Source organism: Sorangium sp. So ce1153 (assembly GCF_051521595.1).
Classification (GTDB): domain Bacteria; phylum Myxococcota_A; class Polyangia; order Polyangiales; family Polyangiaceae; genus Sorangium.
The window spans coordinates 13,619,681-13,644,946 of the sequence record NZ_CP150361.1 but is presented as its reverse complement, the minus strand read 5'-3'; the positions used below and the strand labels follow the sequence as shown (position 1 = coordinate 13,644,946).

Annotated in this window: 15 protein-coding genes; 5 read left to right on the top strand and 10 right to left on the bottom strand. The window is 70.0% G+C overall.

The window, feature by feature from the left end; genetic code table 11:
* Window positions 1-6 precede the first annotated feature (6 nt).
* Both WME85_RS49695 and imm31 read right to left on the bottom strand, forming a co-directional pair.
* Complete coding sequence (locus tag WME85_RS49695; protein ID WP_437832345.1) at window positions 7-1,464, bottom strand: hypothetical protein; 1,458 nt, start codon at window positions 1,462-1,464, stop codon at window positions 7-9.
* A 171-nt stretch (window positions 1,465-1,635) separates the two neighbouring features.
* A complete protein-coding gene (imm31, locus tag WME85_RS49690; RefSeq protein ID WP_437832343.1) occupies window positions 1,636-1,923 on the bottom strand; it encodes an Imm31 family immunity protein in 288 nt (95 codons plus the stop codon).
* Window positions 1,924-2,441: 518 nt separating this feature from the next.
* Between imm31 and WME85_RS49685 the strand changes: the two genes are divergently transcribed.
* Entirely contained in the window at window positions 2,442-5,063 is a 2,622-nt protein-coding gene (locus WME85_RS49685; RefSeq protein WP_437832340.1) for a diguanylate cyclase, read from the top strand.
* Between the two features lie 76 nt (window positions 5,064-5,139).
* Window positions 5,140-5,496, top strand: coding sequence for a hypothetical protein (locus tag WME85_RS49680; protein ID WP_437832337.1), 357 nt, complete (start codon window positions 5,140-5,142; stop codon window positions 5,494-5,496).
* A 59-nt stretch (window positions 5,497-5,555) separates the two neighbouring features.
* Here the strand turns inward: WME85_RS49680 and WME85_RS49675 are convergent, their stop codons facing one another.
* The 8 genes from WME85_RS49675 to WME85_RS49640 all read right to left on the bottom strand — a co-directional run bounded on the left by WME85_RS49675 (window position 5,556) and on the right by WME85_RS49640 (window position 21,326).
* On the bottom strand, window positions 5,556-6,809 hold the full coding sequence (locus tag WME85_RS49675) for an outer membrane protein assembly factor BamB family protein (RefSeq protein ID WP_437832334.1): 1,254 nt from the start codon (window positions 6,807-6,809) through the stop codon (window positions 5,556-5,558).
* A gap of 222 nt (window positions 6,810-7,031) precedes the next feature.
* The gene (locus WME85_RS49670) at window positions 7,032-7,502 is read right to left on the bottom strand and encodes a hypothetical protein (RefSeq protein WP_437832332.1); all 471 of its coding nucleotides are present in this window, start codon (window positions 7,500-7,502) and stop codon (window positions 7,032-7,034) included.
* A gap of 450 nt (window positions 7,503-7,952) precedes the next feature.
* The gene (locus WME85_RS49665; protein WP_437832329.1) at window positions 7,953-8,342 is read right to left on the bottom strand and encodes a DUF6334 family protein; all 390 of its coding nucleotides are present in this window, start codon (window positions 8,340-8,342) and stop codon (window positions 7,953-7,955) included.
* A gap of 269 nt (window positions 8,343-8,611) precedes the next feature.
* Entirely contained in the window at window positions 8,612-9,712 is a 1,101-nt protein-coding gene (locus WME85_RS49660; RefSeq protein ID WP_437832328.1) for an RHS repeat domain-containing protein, read from the bottom strand.
* A gap of 116 nt (window positions 9,713-9,828) precedes the next feature.
* On the bottom strand, window positions 9,829-10,221 hold the full coding sequence (locus tag WME85_RS49655) for a hypothetical protein (RefSeq protein WP_437832325.1): 393 nt from the start codon (window positions 10,219-10,221) through the stop codon (window positions 9,829-9,831).
* A gap of 20 nt (window positions 10,222-10,241) precedes the next feature.
* A complete protein-coding gene (locus WME85_RS49650) occupies window positions 10,242-11,696 on the bottom strand; it encodes an RHS repeat domain-containing protein (protein ID WP_437832323.1) in 1,455 nt (484 codons plus the stop codon).
* A 21-nt stretch (window positions 11,697-11,717) separates the two neighbouring features.
* Complete coding sequence (locus WME85_RS49645; protein WP_437832321.1) at window positions 11,718-12,218, bottom strand: hypothetical protein; 501 nt, start codon at window positions 12,216-12,218, stop codon at window positions 11,718-11,720.
* Between the two features lie 18 nt (window positions 12,219-12,236).
* Window positions 12,237-21,326 carry a SpvB/TcaC N-terminal domain-containing protein gene (locus tag WME85_RS49640; RefSeq protein ID WP_437832318.1) on the bottom strand — a complete coding sequence of 3,030 codons (9,090 nt, stop codon included), beginning with the start codon at window positions 21,324-21,326 and terminating at the stop codon, window positions 12,237-12,239.
* A 252-nt stretch (window positions 21,327-21,578) separates the two neighbouring features.
* On the opposite strand from WME85_RS49640, the gene WME85_RS49635 reads away from it, so the two are divergent.
* The 3 genes from WME85_RS49635 to sppA are packed head-to-tail and all read left to right on the top strand — an operon-like array spanning window position 21,579 to window position 25,263.
* Window positions 21,579-22,142, top strand: a complete 564-nt coding sequence (locus tag WME85_RS49635) for a hypothetical protein (protein WP_437832315.1) — start codon at window positions 21,579-21,581, stop codon at window positions 22,140-22,142.
* Between the two features lie 8 nt (window positions 22,143-22,150).
* Window positions 22,151-22,648 carry a DUF2505 domain-containing protein gene (locus WME85_RS49630; protein WP_437306047.1) on the top strand — a complete coding sequence of 166 codons (498 nt, stop codon included), beginning with the start codon at window positions 22,151-22,153 and terminating at the stop codon, window positions 22,646-22,648.
* Complete coding sequence (sppA, locus tag WME85_RS49625; RefSeq protein WP_437832312.1) at window positions 22,645-25,263, top strand: signal peptide peptidase SppA; 2,619 nt, start codon at window positions 22,645-22,647, stop codon at window positions 25,261-25,263. The genes WME85_RS49630 and sppA overlap by 4 nt, the downstream gene beginning before the upstream one ends.
* Window positions 25,264-25,266: the final 3 nt, after the last annotated feature.

The following is a 25,266-nucleotide window of genomic DNA, read 5'->3' as shown; positions in this document are numbered from 1 at the left end:
GCGCTTTCATCTCCCGATCTGGGCCACGAGGACGAGCCGCCCGTCGTCGTGGCGGGCGCACAGCTGGTAGTCCGGGTCGGCCCCGGGGCCCTGAGCGAGCGCGCTCGCGATCACGCCGAGCAGGTTCGGCCATGTGCCGGCGGCGGCGATCAAGTAAGCAGCCCAGCCTGCCTCCTTGAACGCGGTGCCGGCCTTCTTCGGGTCGTCGAAGCCCTTCCCCGGATCGCCGAACGCCGCGCGGAGCGCGGGCAAGAGCTCCCTGGCCGTCTCGTCGCCGACGGCGCATCGCTCGGTGGCGAACGCCCTCTCCACGCCGGCGCGCGAGGCGTCCGTCAGGGCCCACGACCCGACGAGGCGGCTCCGCTTGCCCTGCACGGTGACCCCGAGGGTGCCGTCGCTCGCGAGCCGGCGCGCCGGCGCCGCGAGCCAGAGGTTCTTCCGCGCCTCGGCGAGGCCCTGGGCGGCGATCGCCGGCACCACCTTCGGGTCGACCGAGCCTCCGGAGAGCGCGCTCGCGATCTTGCCGTAGCCGTCCGTCGCGCCCAGCGCGCCCAGCCGGTCGGCATCGAGGCACACCGACAGCATGGGGCTCGCGTCGAACCGGGAGCACCGGCCCTCCGGGCCCCCGAGCTCTCCGCTGAACGCGACGAGCTCCCTCATGGCGGCCGGATCGGCGCCGGACACGAAGAGCGGCATCACGATGTCGAGCCGGAGGTCCGCGCCGTCCGCGTGGACCGCGACGGCGGCGAGCCCGCCCTGCGCCACGCCGAGCGGCGCACGGGCGCCGAAGCCGGCGCAGCGCGCGGCGCCCGGGCACGCGTCCAGCGGGGCGCCGCCCGTGAGCGCGCCGATCATGGGCGCCAGGGCGCGCCGCGGGTCCACCCCGCTCGCGAGCGGAACGAGGAGCCGCAGCCGCGTCGCGTCCGGCGCGTGCGCGCGAACGACCTTCTCGAGCGCGTCGCCCGAGGCCCCCTTCGCCATCGCGTCGACGACCGCGCGCGCGCTCTTCTCGGGCGCGGGCACCACCGCGCCCAGGATCGACCTGCGCGTGTCGACGCCGGCCCTGGCGAGCGTCACGTCGGGCGGATCCTGGCTGCCGAGCGCGCGGTTCGCCTCGACCAGGAGCTGGGCGAGCTCGGGCAGGTACTGGAGGGCAACGCCGAGGTCGTTGCTGCGAAGCGAGAAGTAGATCGCCGCGCCCGGCGGGAGGCTCGCGATCTGCTCGGCCAGCGGAGGCGGCAGCTCAGGGGCGGCTTCCCCGGGCGCAGCCGGATCGCCCGCCGCCGCTTGCGCCGACGCTGCCGCGGGGGCGCTCGCCGGTGCGCTCGGCCGCGCCGGCGCCGCGGCGGCGCTCGGCGAGCCCCCGCCGGTCGAGCCTGGTCGCGCGGCGCAGGCCGTGATCCCCGCGCCGAGTGAGATTCCTGCGCCGAGGAGGACAATGGGAAGGAGCTCCCGGAGGGGCATGAATGGGCTCCATGCCCCCGCCGTCGCCGCGCCACAAGCCGCGCGCCCGGCCGCGCCGTGAGCCACTTGCGTGTGGGTACCGGCGTCGTCACGCCGCCCCCGCATGTCCCGCCTGGCGCAGCGCGCCGCACAGAGGCAGCGGATGTGGTTAGCGAGGTGGCCCGACATCGCTCATGTCCGGGGCGACCCCTTCCCGGTCGCTGGATCGACGCGCACGCCCATCACCTCGCCTGTGTACACGTCATCTCTGGACATCTTCCATCCCTCCGTCCGCAGGCACCGCTCCTCCAGCTGCCAGCACAAGTTCTCGTCGGCGAAGGCCTGGATGCCATACTCCCATCCACGGCCGTCGCCGCCGGCTCGCCCCACGACGACGCCGCACGTGCCCCACAGCCGCCCCGGGACTGCGTCGCAGGGGAGAATGGATACAACCTCGTAAAAGTCGAATTGCGGCTCCATAGCGGTGTGTGATCTCTCCTTTCAACGAGACGTTCAGGTGTCGCGCGTGCGGCGACGCCCCCGAGCTGAGCCCTGCGGGTCCTCGAGAGCGGCACGTGTCACTCGAAAGCCTCTCGCGCTGTTCTGGTAGGCCTGCGGACCGTCCGAGATCCCTGCATCCCCGACGATGACGGGCGCGGAGCTGCGAGATCGTCTGGACCGGGACCAGGCACCCGCGCCGGCTCAAGCGCGGTTTCAACCTGGGAGCGTGGCGCCGTACGGGGTCGAGGCGCTCGTCCATCCCCCAGTTGGTTTGCCCACACATAGCGCACAAGCGCGTACTCCTGCGCGGTTGCTCCCAGGGCCGAGCCGCCTCGTTCGATCTCGCGTACCGCTTTCTCCACGTCGCCCTCCCCTGCTGCTCATGCCGCACCACGAGCCGCTCGTGCTGCGCTTTCGCTCGTTTCCCCCACCGGCCGGTCGCGCCCGGCAGAGAACTGGGCCCTCCGGATCGACCTCTGATAGCGGCATGCGAGCCCATGGCCAACCTGGTGCTCGCCGTGCTCACCGCCCGCCGTCTCGCGCGCAATGCGGCGCCGCTCGCCTGCGCGCTGGCCCTCGGGGGGCTCGTGGTCCTCGACGCGTCCGAGCGCCTCCCGCCGCTCGCCGCCGCCGCGGCGTTCGTCGCGCTGGTAGGGCTCCTCGTCCAGCGCGCGCGCCGCCGCGCCGCCGCCATCGAGGCGAGCGCCCTGCTCGACCTCGAGGTCGGCGCCCTCCTCGTCGTCGCCACGTTCGCCGCGGTCCTCCGCCTCGACGGCTCGCTCGACGGCGACGCCCACGCCGCCCTCTACGTCGTCATCGCCCTCGTGAGCGCCTTCGCCCGCCCCGGCGCGTCGCTCCTCGTCGCGCTGGCCGCCGCCGCCCTCGAGATCGCCGTGCGCTCGGCCGCGACGCGCAGCGCGCCGCTCGCCCTCGACGCCGCGCGCGCCGCCGCGCCGCACATCGGCTTCATGGCCGTCTTCTCGGTGCTGAACGCGGCCATCCTCCGCGCCGAGATCGGCCGCGTCCGGAAGGCCTCGCGCACCCACCTCCAGGCCGAGATCGACCGGCTCCGCGACGACGCGCGCAGCTACCGCCTGCTCTCCGCCCCGGCCCAGGCGCGCGGCGGGGCCCAGAAGGGCGACGACGAGCGGCTCGCCCGGTCCGGCGTCGAGGAGATCCACCAGTCGGTGCTCTTCGCGCTGCGCCTGCTCCGCGAGTCGCTGGACCTCTACACCGCGGTGCTCCTCTGGCAGAACGACACCGGCACGCACCTGCGCATCAGCGAGCTCGCGAGCGACGCCCCGAACCTCTCCGAGGGCCCGTTCCTCTCCGGGGACGGCGTCTTCGGCGCGGCGATCACGCAGCGCGCGCCGGTCGTCATCGGCGGGCTCAAGCCCGGCTACAAGCTCCCTTACTACGTCGGCCCTTCCCCGGTGCGCGCCGTCTGCGCGCTGCCTGTGTTCGAGCACGGCCAGCTCCGCGGGGTGCTCGTGGTCGATCGCGTCGAGGACCGCGCGTTCTCGCCGCGGGAGCTCGAGCTCATCGACGAGGCGTGCCGCTACGCGGTGCGCGCGATCCAGAACGAGCGCGTCTTCGTCCAGCTCGAGCGCGCCAAGGTCGAGCAGGGCAAGCTCTACCGCGCCGCCGAGGCGCTCGGCGCCGCCACGACGGAGGCCGGCGTCATCGAGGCGGGCGTCACGAGCGCCCGCGAGATCACGTCGGTCGATTTCGCGGCGGTCACGCTGTACGACGAGGCGCAGAAGGTCCACGAGATCCGCGCCGTGAGCGGCGACGGCGGCGCCGAGCTGACGGGCCAGCGCTTCCGCCACAACGCGGGGCTGGTCTCGATGGTGCTGCAGAACCGGCACCCCCTCCCCTACCGGGGCGAGTACGACGAGAAGCGGCAGGTGGTCTTCACCCGCCGCGTCGCCCCGCCGTCGATGCCGTCGATCATCGTGCTCCCGCTGGTCGTGCACGACCGCCCGCTCGGCACGCTGGTGCTCGGCTCGCGGCGGCGCGCGGCCTTCAACGACTCGGTGCGCAGCACGCTCGAGGTCCTCGCCAGCCACATGGCCGTGTCGCTCTCGAACGCGCGCATGATGCGGCGCCTCGAGGAGCTCGCGACGATGGACGGGCTGACCGGGCTGCTCAACAAGCGCGCGATGCTCGAGGTGGCCGACCAGAAGATCACGGCCGCGCGGCGGTTCTCGCGGCGGCTGTCGGTGCTGGTGACGGACATCGACCACTTCAAGAAGGTGAACGACACGTACGGCCACGACGTGGGCGACGTGATCATCAAGGGGCTCGGCGACGTCCTCAGGCGCGCGAAGCGGACGACCGACGCTGTCGCGCGCTTCGGCGGCGAGGAGTTCGTCGTGATCTGCGAGGAGACGGACGCGCGGGGCGCGATGCTGCTGGCCGAGCGTGTGCGCGAGGAGCTCGGTCGGACGACGTTCCACGCGGCCGGCAGCAACGGCCCGGTGCAGTGCCAGGTGACGTGCTCGATCGGCGTCGCGACGTACCCCGAGGCGGGCAGCACGTGGGAGGAGCTCTTCAAGGCCGCGGACGAGTCGCTCTACGTCTCGAAGCGGTCGGGCCGGAACCGCTCGACGGCGTGGTCGCCGTCGCTGCGGTCCGGCAGCGCGCACCCGCCCGCGGCCGAGGCGCCCGGGCCGGCGAAGCCCGGGGCCGAGGCGAGCGCGCCGGCGAGGCCCGGGGCGGTGCCCGGGGCGAGGTCCGCGTCGGCGCCGCCCGCGCCGGCGCTCCCGGCGGCGAGGTCCGCGTCGTCGGTGCCGCCCGCGGGGGCGCCCGCGCCGGCGAGGTCTGCGTCGTCGGTGCCGCCCGCGGGGGCGCCGGCGTCGGCGAGGTCTGCGTCGGTGCCGCCCGCGGGGGCGCCCGCGCCGGCGAGGTCTGCGGCGGGGTCACCTGCCCCGCAGCGCCGGCCGCCGGTGGGCGGAGGCGCGCCGGCGCCCTCGGGGCCGGACAGCGCGCCGGGCGGGAGGCGCGTCGCGGCCTCGTCGCCGGCGCCGGCGAGGGCGCCCGGCGAGGCCGAGCCCCGGAGCAAGCCGAGGCGTCCGTCGGAGGCTGATCCCGCGAGCAAGCCGAAGACCGCTGCCTGAAGAGCCCGTGCGCGGCGCTTGCGGCACCGGCGCGGCGGGAACATAAGCCTGCTCGAGGGAAGCCCAAGGAGGAGCGATGAGCTCGAACCCCGATCGCGACGACCCCAAGGAGGATCTCAAGCAGGGGCTGAGCCTGCTCTGGCGCGCGGCGCGCAAGACGGCCGTGGACCTGCGCAAGGACCTCGACCGCACGAGCGTCGGCAGGGCGGTCGACGACGCCGGGCGCGAGCTCGTGCGGGCGGCTTCGAACGTGATCGGCCGGCTCGGCGCCGAGCTGAGCAAGGGCCCTCCGGCCGCGCCCCCGCGCGACGAGCATCGCGACGACACCTCGGTGCCCGACGCCCCCGTCACGCGGCCTACCGGGCCCACCCCGGACGACCCTGGGTTCCGCATCGCGGTCGACCCGGAGGACCGGGGCGACAAGCCCCGCTGACGGCGGCCTCGCGGGGGGCCTGGCGAGCGGCCTCGCGGAGGTCCTGTTGCGCGCCCTCCTCACGGGACGTTCGCTGCTGCCTCTTCGCCTCCCGGCTCACCCCGTGCCGCCGCCTTGCCGGCGACCGCGGCCGTCTTGCGGGCGACCGCCGCGGCGGTGAGCCCGTCGGCCTGCACCACGCACGCCTGGACCGGCAGGCCGAGCGACGCGCGCCCGACGACGGCCCCGCCCTGCGCGTCGAAGAACGAGATCTCGCCGCGCGCGTCGCACAGCGCGAAGCCGCCGGCGTAGGCCGCGCCGCCGACGAAGTCGGCCTCGCCGCCCTGGGCCCACGCGAGATCGCCCGAGCGCGCGGCGACGCCGACCGCCATCCGGTGGTACGTCGCCACGAAGCGGTTCCCCTGGAAGCCAGGCCGCCCTGAGGTGCGGGGGCGGGCGTAGATCCGCGCCCGGTCCTCGGCCGAGGCGGTCGGCTCGAGCACCTCGGTCCCTGCGGTCATCCAGACGGGCGCCCCGGGCAGCTCGCGCGCGGGCAGCCGCGCCGTGGACGCGCGCCCTGCCGCGCCGCGCCCGATCGCGGCGTCGAACCGCGTCGCCGCCGCCGCGCCGCCGAAGAAGACCGCTCCGCCGAGCAGGAACGCGCGGCTCACGTCGATGCGGAGCGCCGCCCGCGCCACCTCGCCGCCCGTCTGCAGGTCGAACACGGTGACGTACCGCCCGTCCCACGGCAGGAACGCGTAGCGCCCCACGACGGCGGGCACGCCGATGGCGGCGGAGTCCTCGATCTGGCGCAGCACGAGCCCCTCGTGGTTCACCGCGAGCACCACGCTCCTGGTGCCCGTGGTCGAGACGATCGACACGACGGTGGTCTCGCCGTCGTCGCCCGCGCCGCGGAGCCTGCCGCCGGCGTTCCGCTGCCAGAGCGGCTTGCCGGTGCGCGCGTCGAGGGCGAACAGCTCGCCCTGGCCGAGCCCGACGACGACGCTCCCCGCGACGGCCGGCCGCGCGTCGAGCGGGTGCGTGAAGGTCCACGCCGGGCCGCCGTCGAGCGGCATGCCGACCAGCCGCTGCGGCCCTGGGCCCGCGACGACCCCGACGGCCACGTCCGCGCCGAGGGGGATGGGCCTGCCCGCGAACCGCTGCTGGAAGGCCGCGATGCCGGCGCCGCCGTCGTCCTTCCAGCGCGGGTCGAAGGCCTCGCCCTGCGTCTGGCCGCCGCCGCACGCGACGGAGAGGGCCGCGAGCGCGGCGCCCGCCGCGAGGACGAGCGCACGGGCGCGGGCGGCGGCGCGGGGCGAGCGCGGGGTTCGCATGCGGGGTGACCTGCGGCGGTGGTAGCGCGGCTCCTGCTGGTCGGCCAAGCGGGTGTCGGCGAGAGAGCCGGCCGGCGCCGGCGACAAGGGCCAGGGCTGCCTCGGAGAGCGGAGGGGCGCGGCGTCGCAGGGCGGCGCGATTCGCCGTGCTGCGACGGAGGGTGCCGCACGAGCTGGAGTGGCGTGCCGACGCGAGCCAGACCACGGGCGTTCGACACGAGATCAGTCGCGACCCTCTGGATCTGACAGGGACGCGATGTACGCTCGCGGATCCTGCACATACCTCCAGGCGTTGGACATCTTCAACACATGCACGACCGCCGGCAGTGTCGGCTCGTGCGGCTGCTTCGTCTCGTCGACCAGGAGAACGCCAGCCCGCCGGAGCCCGTCAAGCAATCGCACCAGATCTGCTCTCTGTACGCTCCGCAAGTCGATACGAAGGAGGACCTCGACGACACGGCCTCCCTCTCGAACCATCGTCAGGCATGTTGCATCGTGGTGTCCCCAGATGTCCACCTCGGGCGACCAGCTTGGGCTCCTTCCCAGGACATCGCTCGCCGCCCGTTCGATGGCTTCATCCGGCTGAGCGTGCTCCCAGAGGTCACCGCTCTCGATCCTTTCGAGCAGGACGCCGGCGTCGCGGCCGAGCTCCGTGGAGGGCACAAGAAGAAACGAGCATTGCCAGATGGCCATATTTCCTCATTCGAAGAGCGGGTCTACGAGCCGCCTGGATGATCATCCCGTCCCCCTTCCCGGGACGTCTCGGACCAGATCCAGCTTTCCAGATCAACATCGTCGCTATCGGTACGGGAGGCGCACGGGGCGGCACACGCCACGATCGCGGAGCTCGTTGGCAGGCCGTCTGAGATCAATCCTGGCGGGGGCCGTCCCGTCGTGGGATCCGCGCTCGCTCGGAGGGCGGTTCAAGTTGGGATTCGCGGATGGGCAAGGCTCTCCCCGATGTCCACGAAATAGGCGTCCAGCCGCCGCTGGGCGGCGGTGTCCATCGTGTACTCCACGGCACACCAGGCTGCGTCGCGCCCGCGGAGCCGCAAGCTCCGATCCGCAGAAAGGCTCCAGATTTCCTGGAGATTCCTGGGGGGGCAGCATCGGCTCATCCCGCCCGGTCGCGACACAGTGGTGCTAAAGCGTGCGCAGTACAAGCGTCGAGGCACGAACCACGATCTGCAGCGTGATCGAAGGATGGTCAACAGTACCAAACTCGATCTGCAATCCATCGAGCCTGCCTTGGGTGTTGGTCATTGTCCAAGCCCATAGAATGGGACACCCGATCGCCGAGTCCCATTCGACAGGCGCCAATGCCCTACGAATCGACCCATCCGAAAGAGAAGCAGGAAGTTCTTCGGACAACAATATAGAATCATCTACTGCTTCTGCATGGACAAATAGCTCCTTCTCAGAGAACGCGAAGCACACGCCGACGCATTGCCCACTCAGATCCTCGTCTACATACAGCTCGCACTTGACCAACGAGCGATCTTCTTCCACGAACGGTCGAATCATATCAAGCATGTTCATTTTATCGATCTCTGTTTACTGACCGTGATTCTTGCCGCCGAGCCGAGCGGCATCTTTCAGCAATTCGATCGCTTTGACGGCTGCCCCGTCTCCTTAGGCTGCGGCGTTCGCGAGTTCTCCGATGGTTCTGTATGCCAGATCTCCAGCTTTTCTCGCCACCCCTCCTCCACCTCCTCGCGCCAGGATTCCTTCGCGGAGCGTCTTGTCCTTCATCTGGCGAAGCGCAGGGTCCTGAAGCACTTTCCGGCCGCCACCTGTCAGCCTCACTCCACCATTTGCATCATCGCGCGCTCTGTCGCCTCCGCCTCCAGGCGTCCTCGGCTCTCCCGGCGGCTGCGCCGCAGGAGGCGCTGGCGGCTTGGGAGGCTCCTTCGCCCCGCCATCTCCCGCTGCAGGCGGCGGCGATGGCGCCGCGACATCCTGGGGCGCATCCTCGGGTATCGGAAAAGACTCGGAGGCTTCGGAGGGTCTCCATTCGCGGCGGCATCGACGATCAGATAGCCCGCGTAGCCTATGGTTCCTACAACGAACGCGCCAGCAACGACCAGCTCTCCGACAGGAGTCGGCTCGAACACGGCAGCGGTGGCGGGTACCGAGAGCGCCGTCCCGACGACCGCCGCGCCCTTCACAAACGCCTCGGCGATCGCTTGCGTCGTCAGGCGCCCGTCCGGGTCGATGAGGACGACGGGGTTGTTCCACGCATATGTGTAGAGACTCAGGTTGATCGGCCGGTACACCCCGCCGTTGAGCCTGCCGGCCATGTACTCTGCCAGCACCGGATCCGGGCTCAGCCACACCCCGAGCCGCGGCTCATAGCTCCGCGCCCCGTAGTAGTAGAGCCCCGTCGACAGATCGAGCTCCTTCCCGGTGAACAGGTACGGCTGCCTGTTCTGGAACCGCGAGTCCGTCTGGTCGGCCCACAGCTCCCCGCTCGGCAGGTACTCGACGTGCTGGCTCAGCTGCTGGTCCTGGTCGGTGACGTACTGCGTGCTCCCGAGCTGGTCCGGGTGGTAGTACAGCACCGGCGGCTCCTGGAACCAGTCGGCGTCGATCTTGCTCGCGATCCGCGTCGCGCCCGCAAAGAGGTGCTTCGTCGCGACCACCCCGTTGCGCACCACGAGGTGCTGGCCGACGTACGCCGTCTCCTCCTCCCCGGCGACCCGGTGCAGATGCACGCGCCGCTCCCCCGCGCCGTCGTACAGCGCGCGCGACAGCTCCTGGCCGTTCTCGCTCACCGACACCAGCCGGTTGTCCTCGTCCCAGCTCAGGGTGCGCTGCGGGCTGTTCCGGTATCCCCACTCCTTGTGGTTGCCATTCGCGTCATAGAACAGCTCCCGCAGCCGCCGGTCCGTCTCCGACGGCACGAACTCGTCCACCTCGTTCGCCGCGTGCGGGTCCGGATCGATGGTCTACTCTGATCTGTCCACCCTGGCTGAGCACCATTCGCCGGCCGCATGGAATGTCTTGGCAGCTGAATATTTCATGCCACTTGGGGGTAATACTCTGCGAGGTTGAGCGACTCGAGCGAGAATTCGTCGCACACGACGGTGATGACCATGCCGCTGCCATGAATACTGACAATCCAAAACGAACGGTCCGAATCTCCATATTCGACGTACTGGTACCGATGGCGCTCCTCGCTACTCATCACTCTACGTTCTGTAGTTGTCTCGACGACACTATACCGTGCTTCATCATAATCCGTCGAGTCGTGCGAGCAGTTCAGGTAAACAAGACCAATTGGCATGAATCTTAGCAATCGATCCATGCACAGCAAATCAATAATCCACGCAACCGATGGCTCATCGAACCTAACACCGAGCACAGCGGACACGTTTTCGATTGATCGACCTTTGTGCGCGGACTCTGTCATATCTGGCATCCTTCTCCGTTCTATTTTGTTTTTAGCTGTTCTACTGGGCGCTGCTCATGGGGCAAATCACGCGGAATTGGCTTACCACTCGCGTCCAAGCGCTGTCCCTTGTTGATTCTTGCACGCCCATCAGGACCTCGCTCCGGCGCAGCGGTCCTAACCATTCTTCCTGTCTTCCAATTCACGTCGACCTTCGACCCGTCCGGATGTTTCCAACTTTGCCATCCGCCATCTGAAACCTTCTTTCCGTCGAATCCCGCTTCAGCCAGAGCTCGTTCTGCCTCGCTCCTCGTCATGTTGCTCAGGTCCCGAAGTCCGGCCGCACCCGTTGCAGGCTTCCGCGGTGGCTCCGGTGATTCCGCCGCAGGAGGCGCAGGAGGCGCAGGAGGATCCTTCGCTCCACCGCCTCCCGCAGCCGGCGGCGGCGACGGCGCCACGGTCTCGTTGGGGGTGTCCTCGGGTATGGGGAACGACTCGGGAGGCTTGGGCGGCTCTCCGTTCGCGGCAGCGTCAAAGATCAAGTAGCCCGCGTAGCCTATAGACCCTATGACGAATGCGCCAGCAACGACGAGCTCTCCGACAGGCGTCGGTTCGACCGCCGCCGCCCCAAGCGCGGCGGCAAAAAACTTCAGAGTCGCATCATCGTATCTACCGGTCGGGTCAACGAGGACCACAGGGTTGTTGGACGCATACGTGTACAGCCCCAGGTTGATCGGCCGGTACACCCCGCCGTTGATCCTGCCGGCCATATACTCTGCCAGCACCGGATCCGGGCTCAGCCACACCCCGAGCCGCGGCTCATAGCTCCGCGCCCCGTAGTAGTAGAGCCCCGTCGACAGATCGAGCTCCTTCCCGGTGAACAGGTACGGCTGCCTGTTCTGGAACCTCGAATCCGTCTGGTCGGCCCACAGCTCCCCGCTCGGCAGGTACTCGACGTGCTGGCTCAGTTGCTGGTCCTGGTCGGTGACATACTGCGTGCTCCCGAGCTGGTCCGGGTGGTAGTACAGCACCGGCGGCTCCTGGAACCAGTCGGCGTCGATCTTGCTCGCGATCCGCGTCGCGCCCGCGAAGAGGTGCTTCGTCGCGACCACTCCGTTGCGCACCACGAGGTGCTGGTCGACGTACGCCGTCTCCTCCTCCCCGGCGACTCGGTGCAGGTGCACGCGCCGCTCTCCGGCGCCGTCGTACAGCGCCCGCGACAGCTCCTGCCCGTTCTCGCTCACCGAGACCAGCCGGTTGTCCTCGTCCCAGCTCAAGCTGCGCTGCGGGCTATTCCTGTACTTCCACTGCTTGTGGTTGCCGTTCGCATCGTGGGACAGCTCCCGCAGCCGAGGCTGCGTCTCTGCCGGCACGAACTCGTCCACCTCGTTCGCCGCGTGCGGTCTCGGCCCCGTGTAGCGGTACTCGTTGCGGTACGTCCGCTCCCGGATCACGTCCTGCTTCTGCCACTCCCCCGGGGCCCCCGGCTTCGGCACATACCGGGCGACCTCCTGTATTTAGCCAATCACCATGCACCTTTCTCTTATCATTGCCTTACCTACACATAGCAGACGCACAATACTCGACACATCGCCAACAGTAAACTGCTCTGGCCTGCTGCCCAGCACATGAGACAAAACCGTCGAAGACAAGCGCGCGTGCAGTTCCGAGACATCTTCACTACAGCGAACAAATTCGCTACAATTCAATGATTTTCCCATGTCATCAAGCAAATTCCACATATCCAAAACATCTTTGGAGCAAAACGAGCACGGATCGTCTTTCTGACACAGTACAAGATCCATATCGAATGCAGCGGATGCCCCCGGTTCGCTAGCAAGACGGAGCCCCTCTCTCATCGCATGACTTCGCGCCATTTCTTCACTGCGCCAAAACATAATTTTTCCCTCCTGAGCAACAACGCCATCCGATCCATTCGTGTACCAAATGCAGTACAGCTCTTCACCATCGACAGTTACACGACATGTAAAATACTCATGCTCTTCTTCGTTATCCATAGCGATTGATCCGGTTACCTATTTCGGGTCCTCGAAATGCCTATCGGCATACTTCTTCAATTGATTGTATTCGCTCTTAACACCTTTGTCCCAGTTGCCCTTGCCATATTTCTCATTGAGCAATCGCTCAGCATACCGCCCGCCCGCCTCGCCCTTGTACGGTCGCTGCCCCCGCGCCCAGCTCGGAATGTCCTTCGCCCCCTCCTTTCCGCTCTGTCCACTGCGGGGAACTTTGAACTCTGGCTGCCCCCTTCTCGCTGGTGGCTCCGCCGCGACAGCCGCAGGGACCTTCGGGGGCTCCTTCGCCCCGCCGTCTCCCGCGGCCGGCGGCGGTGGCGGCGGCGACGGCGCCGCGACATCCTCGGGCATGTCCTCGGGTATGGGAAACGACTCGGGCGGCTTGGGGGTATTCCCACTCGCGGCAGCGTCAAAGATCAGGTACCCCGCGTAACCTATAGATCCTACGACGAATGCGCCAGCAACGATCAGCTCTCCGACAGGCGTCGGTTCTACCGCCGCCGCCCCAAGCGCGGTGGCGAAAAACTTCAGAGTCGCATCATCAAAGTTCCCGGTCGGATCAACGAGGACCACTGGATTGTTGCTTGCATACGTGTACAGCCCCAGGTTGATCGGCCGGTACACCCCGCCGTTGATCCTGCCGGCCATGTACTCTGCCAGCACCGGATCCGGGCTCATCCACACCCCCAGCCGCGGCTCATAGCTCCGCGCCCCGTAGTAGTAGAGCCCCGTCGACAGGTCGAGCTCCTTGCCGGTGAACAGGTACGGCTGTCGGTTCTGGAACCGCGAGTCCGTCTGGTCGGCCCACAGCTCCCCGCTCGGCAGGTACTCGACATGCTGACTCAGCTGCTGGTCCTGGTCGGTGACGTACTGCGTGCTCCCGAGCTGGTCGGGGTGGTAGTACAAGACCGGCGGCTCCTGGAACCAGTCCGCGTCGATCTTGCTCGCGATCCGCGTCTCTCCCGCAAAGAAGTGCTTCGTCGCGACCACCCCGTTGCGCACCACGAGGTGCTGGTCGACGTACGCCGTCTCCTCCTCCCCCGCGACCCGGTGCAGGTGCACCCGTCGCTCTCCGGCGCCGTCGTACAGCGCCCGCGACATCTCCTGCCCGTTCTCGCTCACCGACACCAGCCGGTTATCCTCGTCCCAGCTCAGCGTGCGCTGCGGGCTATTCCGGTACCTCCACTGCTTGTGGTTGCCGTTCGCATCGTGGGACAGCTCCCTCAGCCGCGGCTGCGTCTCGGCCGGCACGAACTCGTCCACCTCGTTCGCCGCGTGCGGCCTCGGCCCCGTGTAGCGGTATTCGTTCCGGTACGTCCGCTCCCGGATCACGTCCTGCTTCTGCCACTCCCCCGGGGCGCCCCATTTCGGCACATACCGGGCGACCTCCTGCCCCTTCTTCTTCACGTTGCCGAGCACGTCGTACGTGATCGCCAGCGTGTACCGCTGCTGCTCGTTTCCCCGCTCCTGGTGGATCCCCGACGCCTCGGTCAGCTGGTTCAGGTCGTCGTACGCGAACCGCTGCTGCGTCCTCGCCACCATGACCGCCCCGCCCAGCGATTCGTCGAACGGCGCCTCGTTGTCGAGACCCAGCACGTTGCCCACGAGGTCGTAGTCGTAGTGCAGCCGCTGGAACGCCCGCGGCGCCCTCCCCATCGACCGCATCTGCGGCGTCTGGTGGTCCGCGTCCACGTCCGAAAGGCGCCGCGTCGACGCGTCGTACCGGTACTTCGTCTCCACCCCGTTGCCCGCCACCACGCGCACCCGCTGCCCGAACTCGTCGTACCCGATGTGCCTCAGGTACTCCGTCGTCATCGGCTCGTCCGGGTGCTGCGGATTGACCCGCTGGTTCTCTCCGACCACCGACACCACCGAGCCGCCACGGTCGTACCCGTAGCGCACGATCTCCTCGCCGCTCCCGGGGAAGTGGATCTCCTGCATCCGACCCAGCGAATCGAACACGTACTTCAGCGTCGCCTGGTACGGCCCCCGGTGCGGCTCGCGCAGCCGCGGGAACTCCGCCGCGAGCTCGGCCACGTTCCCGAAGCGGTCGTAGCGGTAGCTCCGCGTCCCCGCCGCGCTCGTCTCCTGGCTCAGCCGCCCCGCGCGGTTGCCCTGCGCGTCGCCCGCCTGACCTGTGCCGCCGTACGTGTAGACCACGTCCTGCGTCACCGGATAGTCGATCTTCTTCAGCCGGTTGTAGTCGTACTCGTACCGGATCAGCTGACCGCGCAGCGCGAGCTCCGCCGTCTGCTTCGCTCGCAGGTTCCCGGCCAGGTCGTACCGCCACTCCGTGCGGCCCGCGTCAGGGCTCACGAGCTCCACCATCCGGCCCACCGTGTCGTACGTCGCCGTCGTCGCGTTGTTGCGCGCGTCCGTCACCCGCACCAGCTCGTCCAGCGGGTTGTGCTCGTACCGCGTCACGATCTGCCGCTCGACCCCGGCGATCGTGTTCCACTCCTCCACCGCCGCGATCCGTCCGCCCACGTCCCGGTAGGTGTTACGCGACTTGCCGTTCGCGTCGATCACCGTCTCCTGGAACCGCAGCTGCCCCTCGAACTGCACCAGGTCCCGCTCGACCCACGTCTGCGCATGCTCGCCCGTCTCGGTTGCCTTGGGGTCCGGCACCTCGACGAGCCGAATTCGCGACAGCACGTCGTGCTGGTAGCGCGTGGCCCTCAGCATCTCCACGGCCGTGAACGTCGTGTCCGGCTCCGCGCTGAACGCCGGCTGCCCCTGCTCCACCACGCGGCCGAGCGCGTCGAACGCCACCGCGCCGCTCACCGTCATCCCGATCTCGGTGCCCGTGCCCGTGTCGCGCTCCAGGTCCTTCTTGGTCTGGATCATCCGCCCGAGCCCGTCCGCGAACGTCACGGTCACGATCGGATCGCCCGGGTGCTCCACGTCCTTGTGGCTCGTCTTTGCCCACGCCGGCAGCGCCGCCGACTGATCCGGCTGGAGCGCGTACTCGAATCCGATCGCCGGCTCGCCCGCTCCGTCGAGATCCTCCTCGCTCCAGATCTTACCCGGCGTGCATCCGACCGGAATCGCCTCCTCCCCCGTGAGATCGCCGGGTCCCCAAACCCCGATCAGCCGGCCGAAGTCGTCGTACCGATGCACCATCGTGTGCCCGTTGAGATCCGTCTCCTGCGCGACCGTGCCGAACAGGGGATTGGGCACGCTGTTCGAGCGGTAGCCGAAGCTGTCGGTCACGCACGTGCGGTAGCTGCGCGTCGGCGCATCATAGCCGTAGGTCAGCGTGTAGCTGCTCGGGTCGGTGAAGGTCTGGAGGTTGCCCAGCTCGTCATAGCCGAAGTGCCAGGTTGCCTCGTCGCCTGCGTACTGCGAGCCGTCCGGCCGCTTGCCGCCGGTGATGACGTTCGTGAGCGTCTCGAGCGCGCCCGTCCCAGGCCAGTACGTCGCCGTGCGCTCGCGCAGCACGCGGGCCTCCGCGTCGGTAGTCCGGACGAGCTCCGGCTTCACGAAATAAGGAGCATCGCCCTGCTCGTACTCGACGTGCTGGTGTACGTCGTCCGCCGCCGTTCCCTCTTCGCCGTACGAGAACACATCGGTGAGGTTGCCGAGATCGTCAAAGAACCGCGTCTCTCGCGTGCTCTTGTGGGTTGCCTCCGGGTCGTCCGTGGTTCCCTCGTAAAATGCGCTCCTCCGCTCCGTCTCCCTCGGGAAGAACCACCCGCTCGCCGCGATCTGCGCCAGATCAGGCGGTAGGTGATCGACCTCCTCCACCGTGTAGAGCATCCCCTCGCCGTCGCGCAGCGTCGAGCGCGCCAGAAACCCACGCCGGTAGACATCCTCGTTCTCGTACTCGACGTCCTCGACCGACATCGCGGAGACGCCGTCCTCGCCCAGCGCCATCGTCGTCACGTGCCTGTAGCCGAGGTCCACCCGTTCATCCCGGTGATAGATGCCGTCCCCGTACGTCTCAATGTGCGTCCGGTACGCGTGCACCCCCGGCGCGCCGCTCACGCCTTCGACGCCGTCGCGCACGACCACGTCGCTCAGCACCCACTGGCTTGACGGCATGTCGACCGCCGCCGTGCGGTCGTCGATCTCCGTGCGCGCGTCGTCCACCGGCAAGCCGCTCTCGTCCACCGGCGCATCCCCGGCGACCTCCCTCGGCACCACCAGATTGCCCTCGCGCCGGTAATCGATCTCCACGCTCCCGCCGAGCGGCCGGTGCACCCGCCAGAGCAGGTTCGCCTTGCCGATCGTGTTCCTCCGCGCCCGTACCGCGCTGTCGCCGTCCCGCTTCAGCACATGGTCGTCGAGCCCGTCGCCGTCGATGTCCTCGAACCCGAGGTGCGACGCCCCGGTTCCCTCGGAGTAGTAGACCGACCCGCCGACGCAGACGAAGTAACAGACCTGGAGCGACACGCTGCCGTCGTGGCTCTCCGAGCGCCGGAACGCCACTGCGTCGCCGCTGCCCATGAACGCGTACTCCGGCGGGTCGAGGTTCACTCCCCAGCTGCCGGCCGGCCATTGCTCCTCCGCGGCGAACCGGTCGCCGAGGTTCAGCTGCACCCGGAAGGACGTCTCCTCCGGATCCTTCATCACCTTGTCCGGCAGTCCGTCGCCGTTCACGTCCACGAAGTCCACGATCGTGCGCGCCGTCGTGCGCGTGTACCCGATCCCCGCGCCCACGCTCGCGCTCACCCCGCCGCTGGAGCCGCCTGCGCTCGCCCCGAACCCGATGCTCTGCGCGCCCGTATCCTCCAGCCGCACCGCCTCCAGGCCCGCCGCGTCCGTGAACAAGCCCAGCACCTCGCCGAGCGCGTCGTTCAGCGCGCCCGCGTTGAAGCTGGCCTTGTTGAATCCCTCCCGCTGCCACGGCACCGGCGCCGTGAACCGGTAGCCGAGGTTCAGCGCCACCGTCATCTGCCCGCTCTCGGGGTTCTGCGTCACCTGATCGAGCAGCCCATCGCCGTTGATGTCGAGCAGCTCCACATGCGCTGCCGACAACCCGTAGCTGGTTCCGGCGCTGAAGCTCGTGCGCAGGTATCCCTGCGAACGCCCCCGGCTGTCGGTCTTGTTGAGCGTCTGCTCCTCTTCGTTCCCCGCGCTGAACGTGAGCGACGCGAGATCGCCGCTCAGCCGCACCGTCCGGTGCTCCACCCGCCGCAGCGCGTCTGGCAGCGAGAACGACGCGCTCGGACCGAACCCCTTGCCTGTATTGAGCACCACGCCCGCGCGCGTCACGCTATCCGGGTAGCGGTCGCCGTTCAGATCGATCAGCTCCAGATCCGTCGTCGTGCTGCCGAAGCTGTAACCCCCTCCCACGGGGCCTGCGCCCGCCGTGAGCTCCGCGTTCCACGTCTCCGCGTAGCGCACGCTGCCCCGCTGGGGCCGCCCCGAGAGCCACCCCACCACCGACGGCAGCACCCGATCGCTGCCCACGAACGCCTCAGACGCCGCCGCGCCCCACACCGGCGCGCCTCCCTCCGGCGAGAGCGGCACTGCGAGCGTGAAGCCGCGCTCGGGGTCGCGGGTCGGGAACAGGATGTCCGCCTCGGAGAACACGCGGTCTCCGTTCATGAAGCCGATCGACCAGCCGTGAAATCCGCCCGCCGTCGGATCCTGCGGCGCCCCGTCGACCAGCGCCTCGGACGCCGCGTCGGGCACGAGCAGGGCGACCGGCACCGCCACTCCGTCGATCGACGCGCTGCTCAGGCCCGCGCTGCTCCCGGACGAGCCCTTCGAGTACAGCGCGACGTAGATCGGCTCGCCGGCCTGCACCTCCAGGTCCACCGCCAGGGGGAACGCCGTTCCGGCGATGCTCGGCGCCACATACGACTGCTTGTACAGCAGCCGATGTACGCCCTGCACCAGCAGCGTCAGCGGTTGAGCCAACGTGCTCGTCCCCGGCACCACCACCGTTCCTTCGAGCCGCGCCGTCCCCGTCTCCGGCGCGATCCAGGCCGTGCGCCGCGTCCCGGGCGTCCACCGCTGCACGGGCATCGCCACGTAAGGCTGCTGCTGGATCAACGCCACCGGCAGCGGCGCGTCCTCGGCCGTGTCGCTGTCCAGCTTGCAGCCGGCGCGGCCATTCGGCTGCACCCCGCATTGCACCGGCCCGCACCGCCGCTCGCCGGTCTGCCGATCCGCGCGGCAATAGGTCCGGTAGTCGACCGTCGGCGTCCAGGCGATGCGTGCCGGGTCGTCGGGTACGTCCGACTTCACCCGGAACCACAGCCGATCGCCGTCCTTCACCTCGACCAGGCCGTTCGCGTCGCCGTGGAGCCGCCCCGCGAGCGCCAGCACCCCCGCGTCCGCGCTCACCACCTCCTCGTCCATGACGCTGTGGAACGCGCCCTCGCTCTCCCGCGCGATCGAGACCCTCAGCGCATCGCTCGTCGGCCCCTTCACCAGATCGCCGGTGATGCTCACGAGCCCGTCCGACGACGCGACCCACGGCACCTCGGGCAGCCCTCCGAGGCGGTGGTCCGCCGCGTACTCGAATCGATGGATGGGCCGCCCGTCCGGCCCCACCTGCCCGAGCCGCTCCTCGCTGACCTCGTAGGTGATCGACGGGCTCCACGACAGCAGGTCGGACGCCGTGTTCACCATCCGCTCCGGGTCGATCTCCGGCGCCGCGCTCACCCGAAAATAAAGGCGATCACCCGCGAGCACGTGAACCGAGAGCGGCGCGCCCCCGCAATCGCCCGCGCCCACCGCACACGGCCCGAGCTCGTCCGGACCGAACACGTGGCTGAACAGCGGCGGCAGCTCCCCATTGCGCACAAGCTCCACGCGCAGCCCGTCGCCCCCCGCCTCCTGCTTCTGGAGCGCGCCCCCGATGCGGACATCCCCCTCGAACGGCGCGGTCCACCGGAGCATCGGGTCGGCCGGATGGAAGTCCGCGCGCGACGCCAGCGCGAAGTCCGGGCGGCCCGACGGCGCGCTGGCGTCGATGTTTCCCCAATCCCTCACGCCCTGGAACCCGCCGCGCCGATCGTTGATCGCGACCTGGAGCTGTCCGACGTCCCCGACTGACACGAGATCTGGGAATCCGTCGCCGTTGAGATCCGAGACGACCCGCTCGTCTTCCGCCCGGCTGCGCGTGTACGCCGCCGACGCGCTGAGCGCATCGCCCACGTTGATGCCCGCGTGAACGCTCCATCCCGAGGTGTCCGTGAGCCCAAGGTCGTCGGTGTAGAGCCCGCTGAGGTGGAACGGATCGAAGTGATCCTCGTCGGGAAGGCGCAACAGGTTGCGCAGCGCGTCCCCGCTGTCGCCGGCGAGGTCGGGCAATCCGTCGCCGTTCAGGTCGAGCAGCCTGGCGCGCGTCGTCTGATTGCCGCTGTACCCGCCGCCGCCCACGCTGACGATGCCGAGGAGCCCCACCGACACGCTGCCGCCGAAGGTCGAGTCCTCCGTGCGCGACAGGCCTTTCTGAGACCCCACCTGCCCCCACGTCTCGGCGTCGGCCGCGAACGCCGCGGGCTGCCCCGACGCCGTCCGCGGCGCGGTGAAATACTCGAACGTGTGGTGATAGAGCTCCTCGCTGGTGAGCGTCCCGTCGGCGTCGCGGCTCCCCTTGCCGGAGACCGCGATCGCCTGGAGCAGGCTCTTGCCGAAATCACCCTCTGCGTACTCGAGCGCGTAGCTGCGGATGATCGTCTCGCCGAACCGCACGTCCACGCGCCGGAGCCGCTCGCTGGTCTGCTCCAGGAAGCCCGGCCTGCCGCTCAGCATCACGTCCGGGCGTCCGCCCTCCGAGATGAAGTCGACGGCATAGGCCGCCTCGACGCCCTGCGACGTGTTGGCCGTGTACTCGATGCGCTCGGGATGCACCTCGATGCGCGGCGCCGTGCCCGCGGGCTCGACCCTATGCGCGTAATGGACGAACATCTGGTTGCCGAACGGGTCGCGGACCTCCTCCAGATACCAGCGGAACGCGTTGCGCGGGCGGCTCGGGTCCGGATCGTCGAGCCGCGCGGTCGCGCTGCGGCCGTAGACATAGGTCGTCCCGCTCTTGTCGGTGACCTCCCAGTGATAGCTGTCCGGCCCGGTCCCGCGGCGCAGGATCCGCGCGAAGCGCCCCTCCACCCGCTGCCGGTAAACCTGCGGCTCGCTCGACGCGTCGCCGACGCGCACGAGTTCACGTCCATCGAGCGCATAGCGCTCCTCGCCCGTCGCGTACGTCGGCACGCCGAAGCGCGTGTCGATCTCGATGCTCGACAGCCGCAGCTCCCAGCCCACGCCGAGCCACCCGTTGCGATGCTCGCTGTCGTAGCCGATGGCGAGCGACGGCTGCATGCCATTGCGCCCCGGCGGCACCTCGATCGGGTGGCTCAGGTGCGCCGAGCCGCTCGAGCTCGCCTCCGGCGGCGCGATCAGCGTTACCCCGGCGAACGGGCTGCCGAGCGCGAGCCCCTTGATGCTGCTCGGATCGAACGAGCGTGCGCCCGGCGCGTCGGGCATCGCCAGCGTCGCGTTGATGAAATCGGTGAAGTGATCGGTCAGGCTCGCCAGCTTGCCCTTCGCCGCCTCGCCGGCCCGTTCGACGCGCTGCCAGGTGCCGAGCGCCTCGTCGAAATAGAAGCCCATCACGTGCTGCGCCGTCATTCCCGGCGGGATCGCGTGCTCGTCATAAGGCAGCGTCAGCCGCACCGGTTTCTTGAACCGGAGCCCGTGCGGTCCGAAGCGGTAGGCCTTTCCGCCGGACGTGACGTTGACCATCGCGCGCCCCATCGGCTGCACCTCGCCCAGGGGCAGCGGGCGAATCGTGATGCGAACGGGCTCGTCCACCGCTCCCTGGGGGATCTCCAGCACGGCCCCCTCGAACGCCACCACGCGCGCCTGGTCGGGGAGCACCATTTCTCCATAGGGCGCCCCCACGTCCTCGATCAGCGGCGCGTCGACCCGGGGCCCGAGCAACAGGCCTCCGACTCCGTCGCTCGGCAGCCGCAAGGGAATCGACGAGAGCGCCACCCCTCCGCCCGGAGGCGACTGCGACAAGAGCGGTGGCCCGAGAGGCCCCGCCAGCGCGAGGCCCTCATGCCCCCGCCCGAGCAGCAGCACCACCGCACAGAACACCGCGAGACGATAGAACCAGCCCGCCTGTCGCATTCGAGGATCTCCCGACGCAAGGTCCGTTGAACTCGCGGCCAGGTATCCACGGCAGAACGCAGCGTGTCAACGACTGCCCGATAACAAGCAATTACACGGCGCCCTCTCCTCTCCTCGCCGGCCGCATTCCCTCGCATGCTGCGCCTGCCAATCGGCGCAGCAGCATTCAGACGCGCAACCTCGTCGAACGCCGTTGACACCTCCCTCTCGATAGCAACCATCACACGGTCACACTCGACCAGGAGGGAGCTCATGCCCCTGAAACGCACCCCGAAGAACACGTCCGCGTCCACATCATCGAAACCCAGGTCGGCCACGAAGACACCGGCCTCGCGCAAGACGAGGCGCGCCTCCTCTCCGGCCCACGACCCCACCGGCGACGACGCGCTCCTCGCGCTGGACCCGACCTACGCGGCCGGCCCCGACATGCCAACGAGCGTCGCGGAGCGAGAGCTCACCTCCCTGGCGCGCCTCGCGCACGCACAGCAAGCGCGTCTGTCGAAGATCGGTATCACCTCCGAAAACGTGGCTCTCCTCGCGCGCTTCGCGCGGCGCCTCGGCGCGCTCGAGAAGGCGTGGCAGCGGGCGCGCGGCGCCGTGCAGCTCACGTCCGCGCAGCGCCGGCTCCGCGATGAGGCCGAGGCGCTCGACGCGAAGCTCGTGGCCGGCGGCCGGTGGGGCTGCAGCGACGACGCCGCCGCCCAGGCGGAGCTCTCGCGCATCGCCGACGGCTCCGGCCTGGCGGACACCATCCAGGACCTGCGGCCCCCGATCCTCTCGCTCCCGCCCCCGATCCTCTCGCCCCTCGCGTGCTAGAAGGCGCCGTGCACTTCACCATCTGCCACGAGCTCGACGCGCCCGTCGACGCCGTCGAGCTCGCCGTGCTCTCGCCGGAGCTCGGGCCGCGGCTGGCCACCAAGGTCGCCTCGCTCGAGAGCGTCGTGACCGTCGAGCACGCGCTCCGCGACGGCGAGCTGCTCCGCGTCCTGCGCTTCCAGGCCAGCGCGCCCCTGCCGATCTTCGCGAGCTACCCCGTCGCGAAGGACGCCATGTCCTGGGAGGAGCGCTCGACCTACCGGCTCTCCGATCACGCCGCCACGTGGCAGGTGAGCCCGAAGGAGCAGTGGCGCAGCTATTTTCGCTCCGCAGGCACGTACCGCCTCGAGCGCCTGCCCCAGGGGCGCACCCGCCGCCGCGTCGAGGGCGACCTCGAGATCCGGCTGCGCCTGCTCGGCCCCCTCGTCGAGCGCATGGCCCTCGCCGAGGTCCAGCGGACGTACGACGCCGAAGCGGATACGCTCCGGGAGCTCCTCACCGCATGAACGACCTACTCCACTCCGCCCACCCCGCCCGCACCGCCCGCCGCGCCCCCCTCGCCCGCTCCGCCGCCGCGCTCCTCGGCCTGTGCGCGCTCGCCAGCGCGCACGCCGCGCACGCCGCGCCGACCGACGGGCCCTCGCAGCCCATCCCCGACCCGGGCAAGGCCGTCGCCAGCAGCGACGACACCTCGGCCATCGCGGTGAACCCCGCGAACCTCTCCTTCCTGCCCGGCACGGAGCTCCGGTGGACCTGGGTCGCCACCGGCTCGGCCTCGCCGCTGCCCGCGCGCGGCCACTCGATCGCGCTCGGCCTGCCGCTCTGGTTCTTGTCGACCGGCCTGCGCTTCGACTTCCTCGACCCGCCCGCGGCCGCGCCGATCGACAGCCCGTCGCGCTGGGTCCGCTGGGGGCTCGCGCTCGACACAGGGCCGGGCTTCGCGTTCGGGACCACCCTCGGCTGGGGCAGCTCCGACGCGCCGGCGCTCGACGGGTACTTCTCGCTCACGAGCGGCATCACCCTCCGGCCCGCCACCTGGCTCTCGCTCTCGGCCGTCGCGCGCGACTGGAACCGCCCCGAGAACCGCCTGAACGAGGCCGTCGAGCGCAGCTACGACCTCGGCGTCGCCATCCGCCCCGTCGGCGGCAGGCGCGCGCTCGAGATCGGGCTCGAGACCGCCTACGTCGAGAACAGCGACCCCGACGAGAGCGGCGCCTGGGTGCCCCGCGCGACGCTCGGCCTGCGCGTGCCCTACGTCGGCACGCTCCGGGGCGACGTGACGCTGCGCGACCTCACGACCGGCGGGGACCCCCACGTCGCGGCCATGGCCGGCCTCGACGTCAACGTCGACGAGCTGCAGCTCTCCGCCGGCGGCGTCTTCGGCGACGCCATCACGAAGAACGGCACCGGCCTCTACCTCGGCGCCGCGCTCCGCAGCTTCTCCGAGCAGGGCGTGCAGCTGCCGGCCCGCGTCGTCCGCATCCGCCTCGACTCGACCCCGGGCGTCCGCAGGCACACGCGCTTCTTGCAGCAGCTCTGGCGCCTCGCCGAGGACCCGGAGGTCTCCGGGGTCGCGCTCGTGCTGCGCGCCGAGCCGGCGAGCTCGCTCGCCCACGCCGAGGAGGTCAGCGACGCGATCCGCAACCTGAAGAGCCACGGCAAGAAGGTCATCTGCCACCTCGAGGACTCCGGCGGGCGCTCGCTCCACGTGTGCTCGCACGCCGACACCATCGCGATGAACCCCGCGGGCGGGCTGCGCTTCTCCGGCATCTCGTCGAGCTACTTCTTCTTCGGCGGCCTCCTGAAGAAGCTCGGCGTCCAGGCCGACATCGTCCGCATCGGCGCGCACAAGCTCGCCGCCGAGCAGTTCGCGCGCGAGAGCGGCACCCAGGTCGGCAAGGACGACCGGCAGGACCTGCTCGAGCAGTTCAACGGCGCCTTCCTCGCGGAGGTGAGCGCCGGGCGCCGCATCCCCGCGGCGGAGCTCGCGCGGCGGCTCGCGCGCGGCCCGTTCCTCGCGCAGGAGGCGCGGCAGTTCGGCCTCATCGACAGGCTCGCCTACGACGACGAGATCGGCCGCGTCATCGACGAGGTGATGGGGCGCGCCTCCCGCGTCGTCGACGACGACCCGGGCGACGAGGCCCCGGAGCGCTGGGGCTACTCGCCCAAGGTCGCGCTCGTCTACCTCGACGGCGACATGATCGACGGCGAGAGCCGGTCGATCCCGCTCGTCGGCGTCAAGCTCGCGGGCTCGTACACGGTCGCGGGCGCGCTGCGGCGCGCGCGCGAGGACCGCAGCGTCCGCGCCGTCGTGCTCCGGGTCGAGACCGGCGGCGGCTCGACGCTCGCGGCCGACGTCATCCTGCGCGAGGCGATCCTCACGGCGCGCGCCAAGCCGCTCATCGTCTCGATGGGCTCGCAGGCGGCGAGCGGCGGCTACTACGCGTCGGTCGCCGGCGGGTCGATCTATGCGAACCGCTCCACGGTCACCGGATCGATCGGCATCTTCTACGGCAAGGTCGACGTCACGGGGCTGCTCCAGAAGCTCGGCGTCGCCATCGAGACGTTCCGCACGACGCCCCGCGCCGACGCCGAGTCGCTCTACAGGCCGTTCACCGACGACGAGCGCGAGCAGCTCGGCGTCAAGGTGAAGCAGCTCTACGATCGCTTCATCGCCCGCGTCGCCGAGGGCCGGCACATGCGGCCCGACGAGGTCGACGCCCTCGCGCGCGGGCGCGTGTGGACCGGCGCCCAGGCCCTGGAGCGGCGGCTCGTCGATCGCCTCGGCGGGCTCCGGGAGGCGCTCGCCGAGGCGCGCCGGATGGGCCAGCTGCCCGACGACGCGCCCGTCGTGTCGCTCCCCGAGGAGGACACGTCGCTGCTCGGCTACGCCCTCAGCCTGGTCGGCCTCTCGGCCCAGGCCCAGGGCGAGCTCGCGAAGGCGACCATCCCGCCCGTGATGCTCGACGCCGCGCGCGCCCTCACGCCGTTCCTCGTGTTCGGGGCGGAGCGACCGCTCGCGCGCAGCGAGTTCGCCGGGGAGATCTCGTTCGGCGTCCCCGCCACGGCCCGCGAGGACGAGCCCCCGGCCCCCGCCGCGCGCGGGCTGGAGGAGCGCTGATCG

Bases quoted from the DNA above. Each gene is read 5' to 3' on its own strand.
- WME85_RS49670 (WP_437832332.1), bottom strand. From the start codon at position 7,502: ATGGCCATCTGGCAATGCTCGTTTCTTCTTGTGCCCTCCACGGAGCTC.
- WME85_RS49635 (WP_437832315.1), top strand. From the start codon at position 21,579: ATGCCCCTGAAACGCACCCCGAAGAACACGTCCGCGTCCACATCATCG.
- WME85_RS49695 (WP_437832345.1), bottom strand. From the start codon at position 1,464: ATGCCCCTCCGGGAGCTCCTTCCCATTGTCCTCCTCGGCGCAGGAATC.
- WME85_RS49665 (WP_437832329.1), bottom strand. From the start codon at position 8,342: ATGCTTGATATGATTCGACCGTTCGTGGAAGAAGATCGCTCGTTGGTC.
- WME85_RS49655 (WP_437832325.1), bottom strand. From the start codon at position 10,221: ATGACAGAGTCCGCGCACAAAGGTCGATCAATCGAAAACGTGTCCGCT.
- WME85_RS49645 (WP_437832321.1), bottom strand. From the start codon at position 12,218: ATGGATAACGAAGAAGAGCATGAGTATTTTACATGTCGTGTAACTGTC.
- WME85_RS49685 (WP_437832340.1), top strand. From the start codon at position 2,442: ATGGCCAACCTGGTGCTCGCCGTGCTCACCGCCCGCCGTCTCGCGCGC.
- imm31 (WP_437832343.1), bottom strand. From the start codon at position 1,923: ATGGAGCCGCAATTCGACTTTTACGAGGTTGTATCCATTCTCCCCTGC.
- sppA (WP_437832312.1), top strand. From the start codon at position 22,645: ATGAACGACCTACTCCACTCCGCCCACCCCGCCCGCACCGCCCGCCGC.
- WME85_RS49680 (WP_437832337.1), top strand. From the start codon at position 5,140: ATGAGCTCGAACCCCGATCGCGACGACCCCAAGGAGGATCTCAAGCAG.
- WME85_RS49640 (WP_437832318.1), bottom strand. From the start codon at position 21,326: ATGCGACAGGCGGGCTGGTTCTATCGTCTCGCGGTGTTCTGTGCGGTG.
- WME85_RS49675 (WP_437832334.1), bottom strand. From the start codon at position 6,809: ATGCGAACCCCGCGCTCGCCCCGCGCCGCCGCCCGCGCCCGTGCGCTC.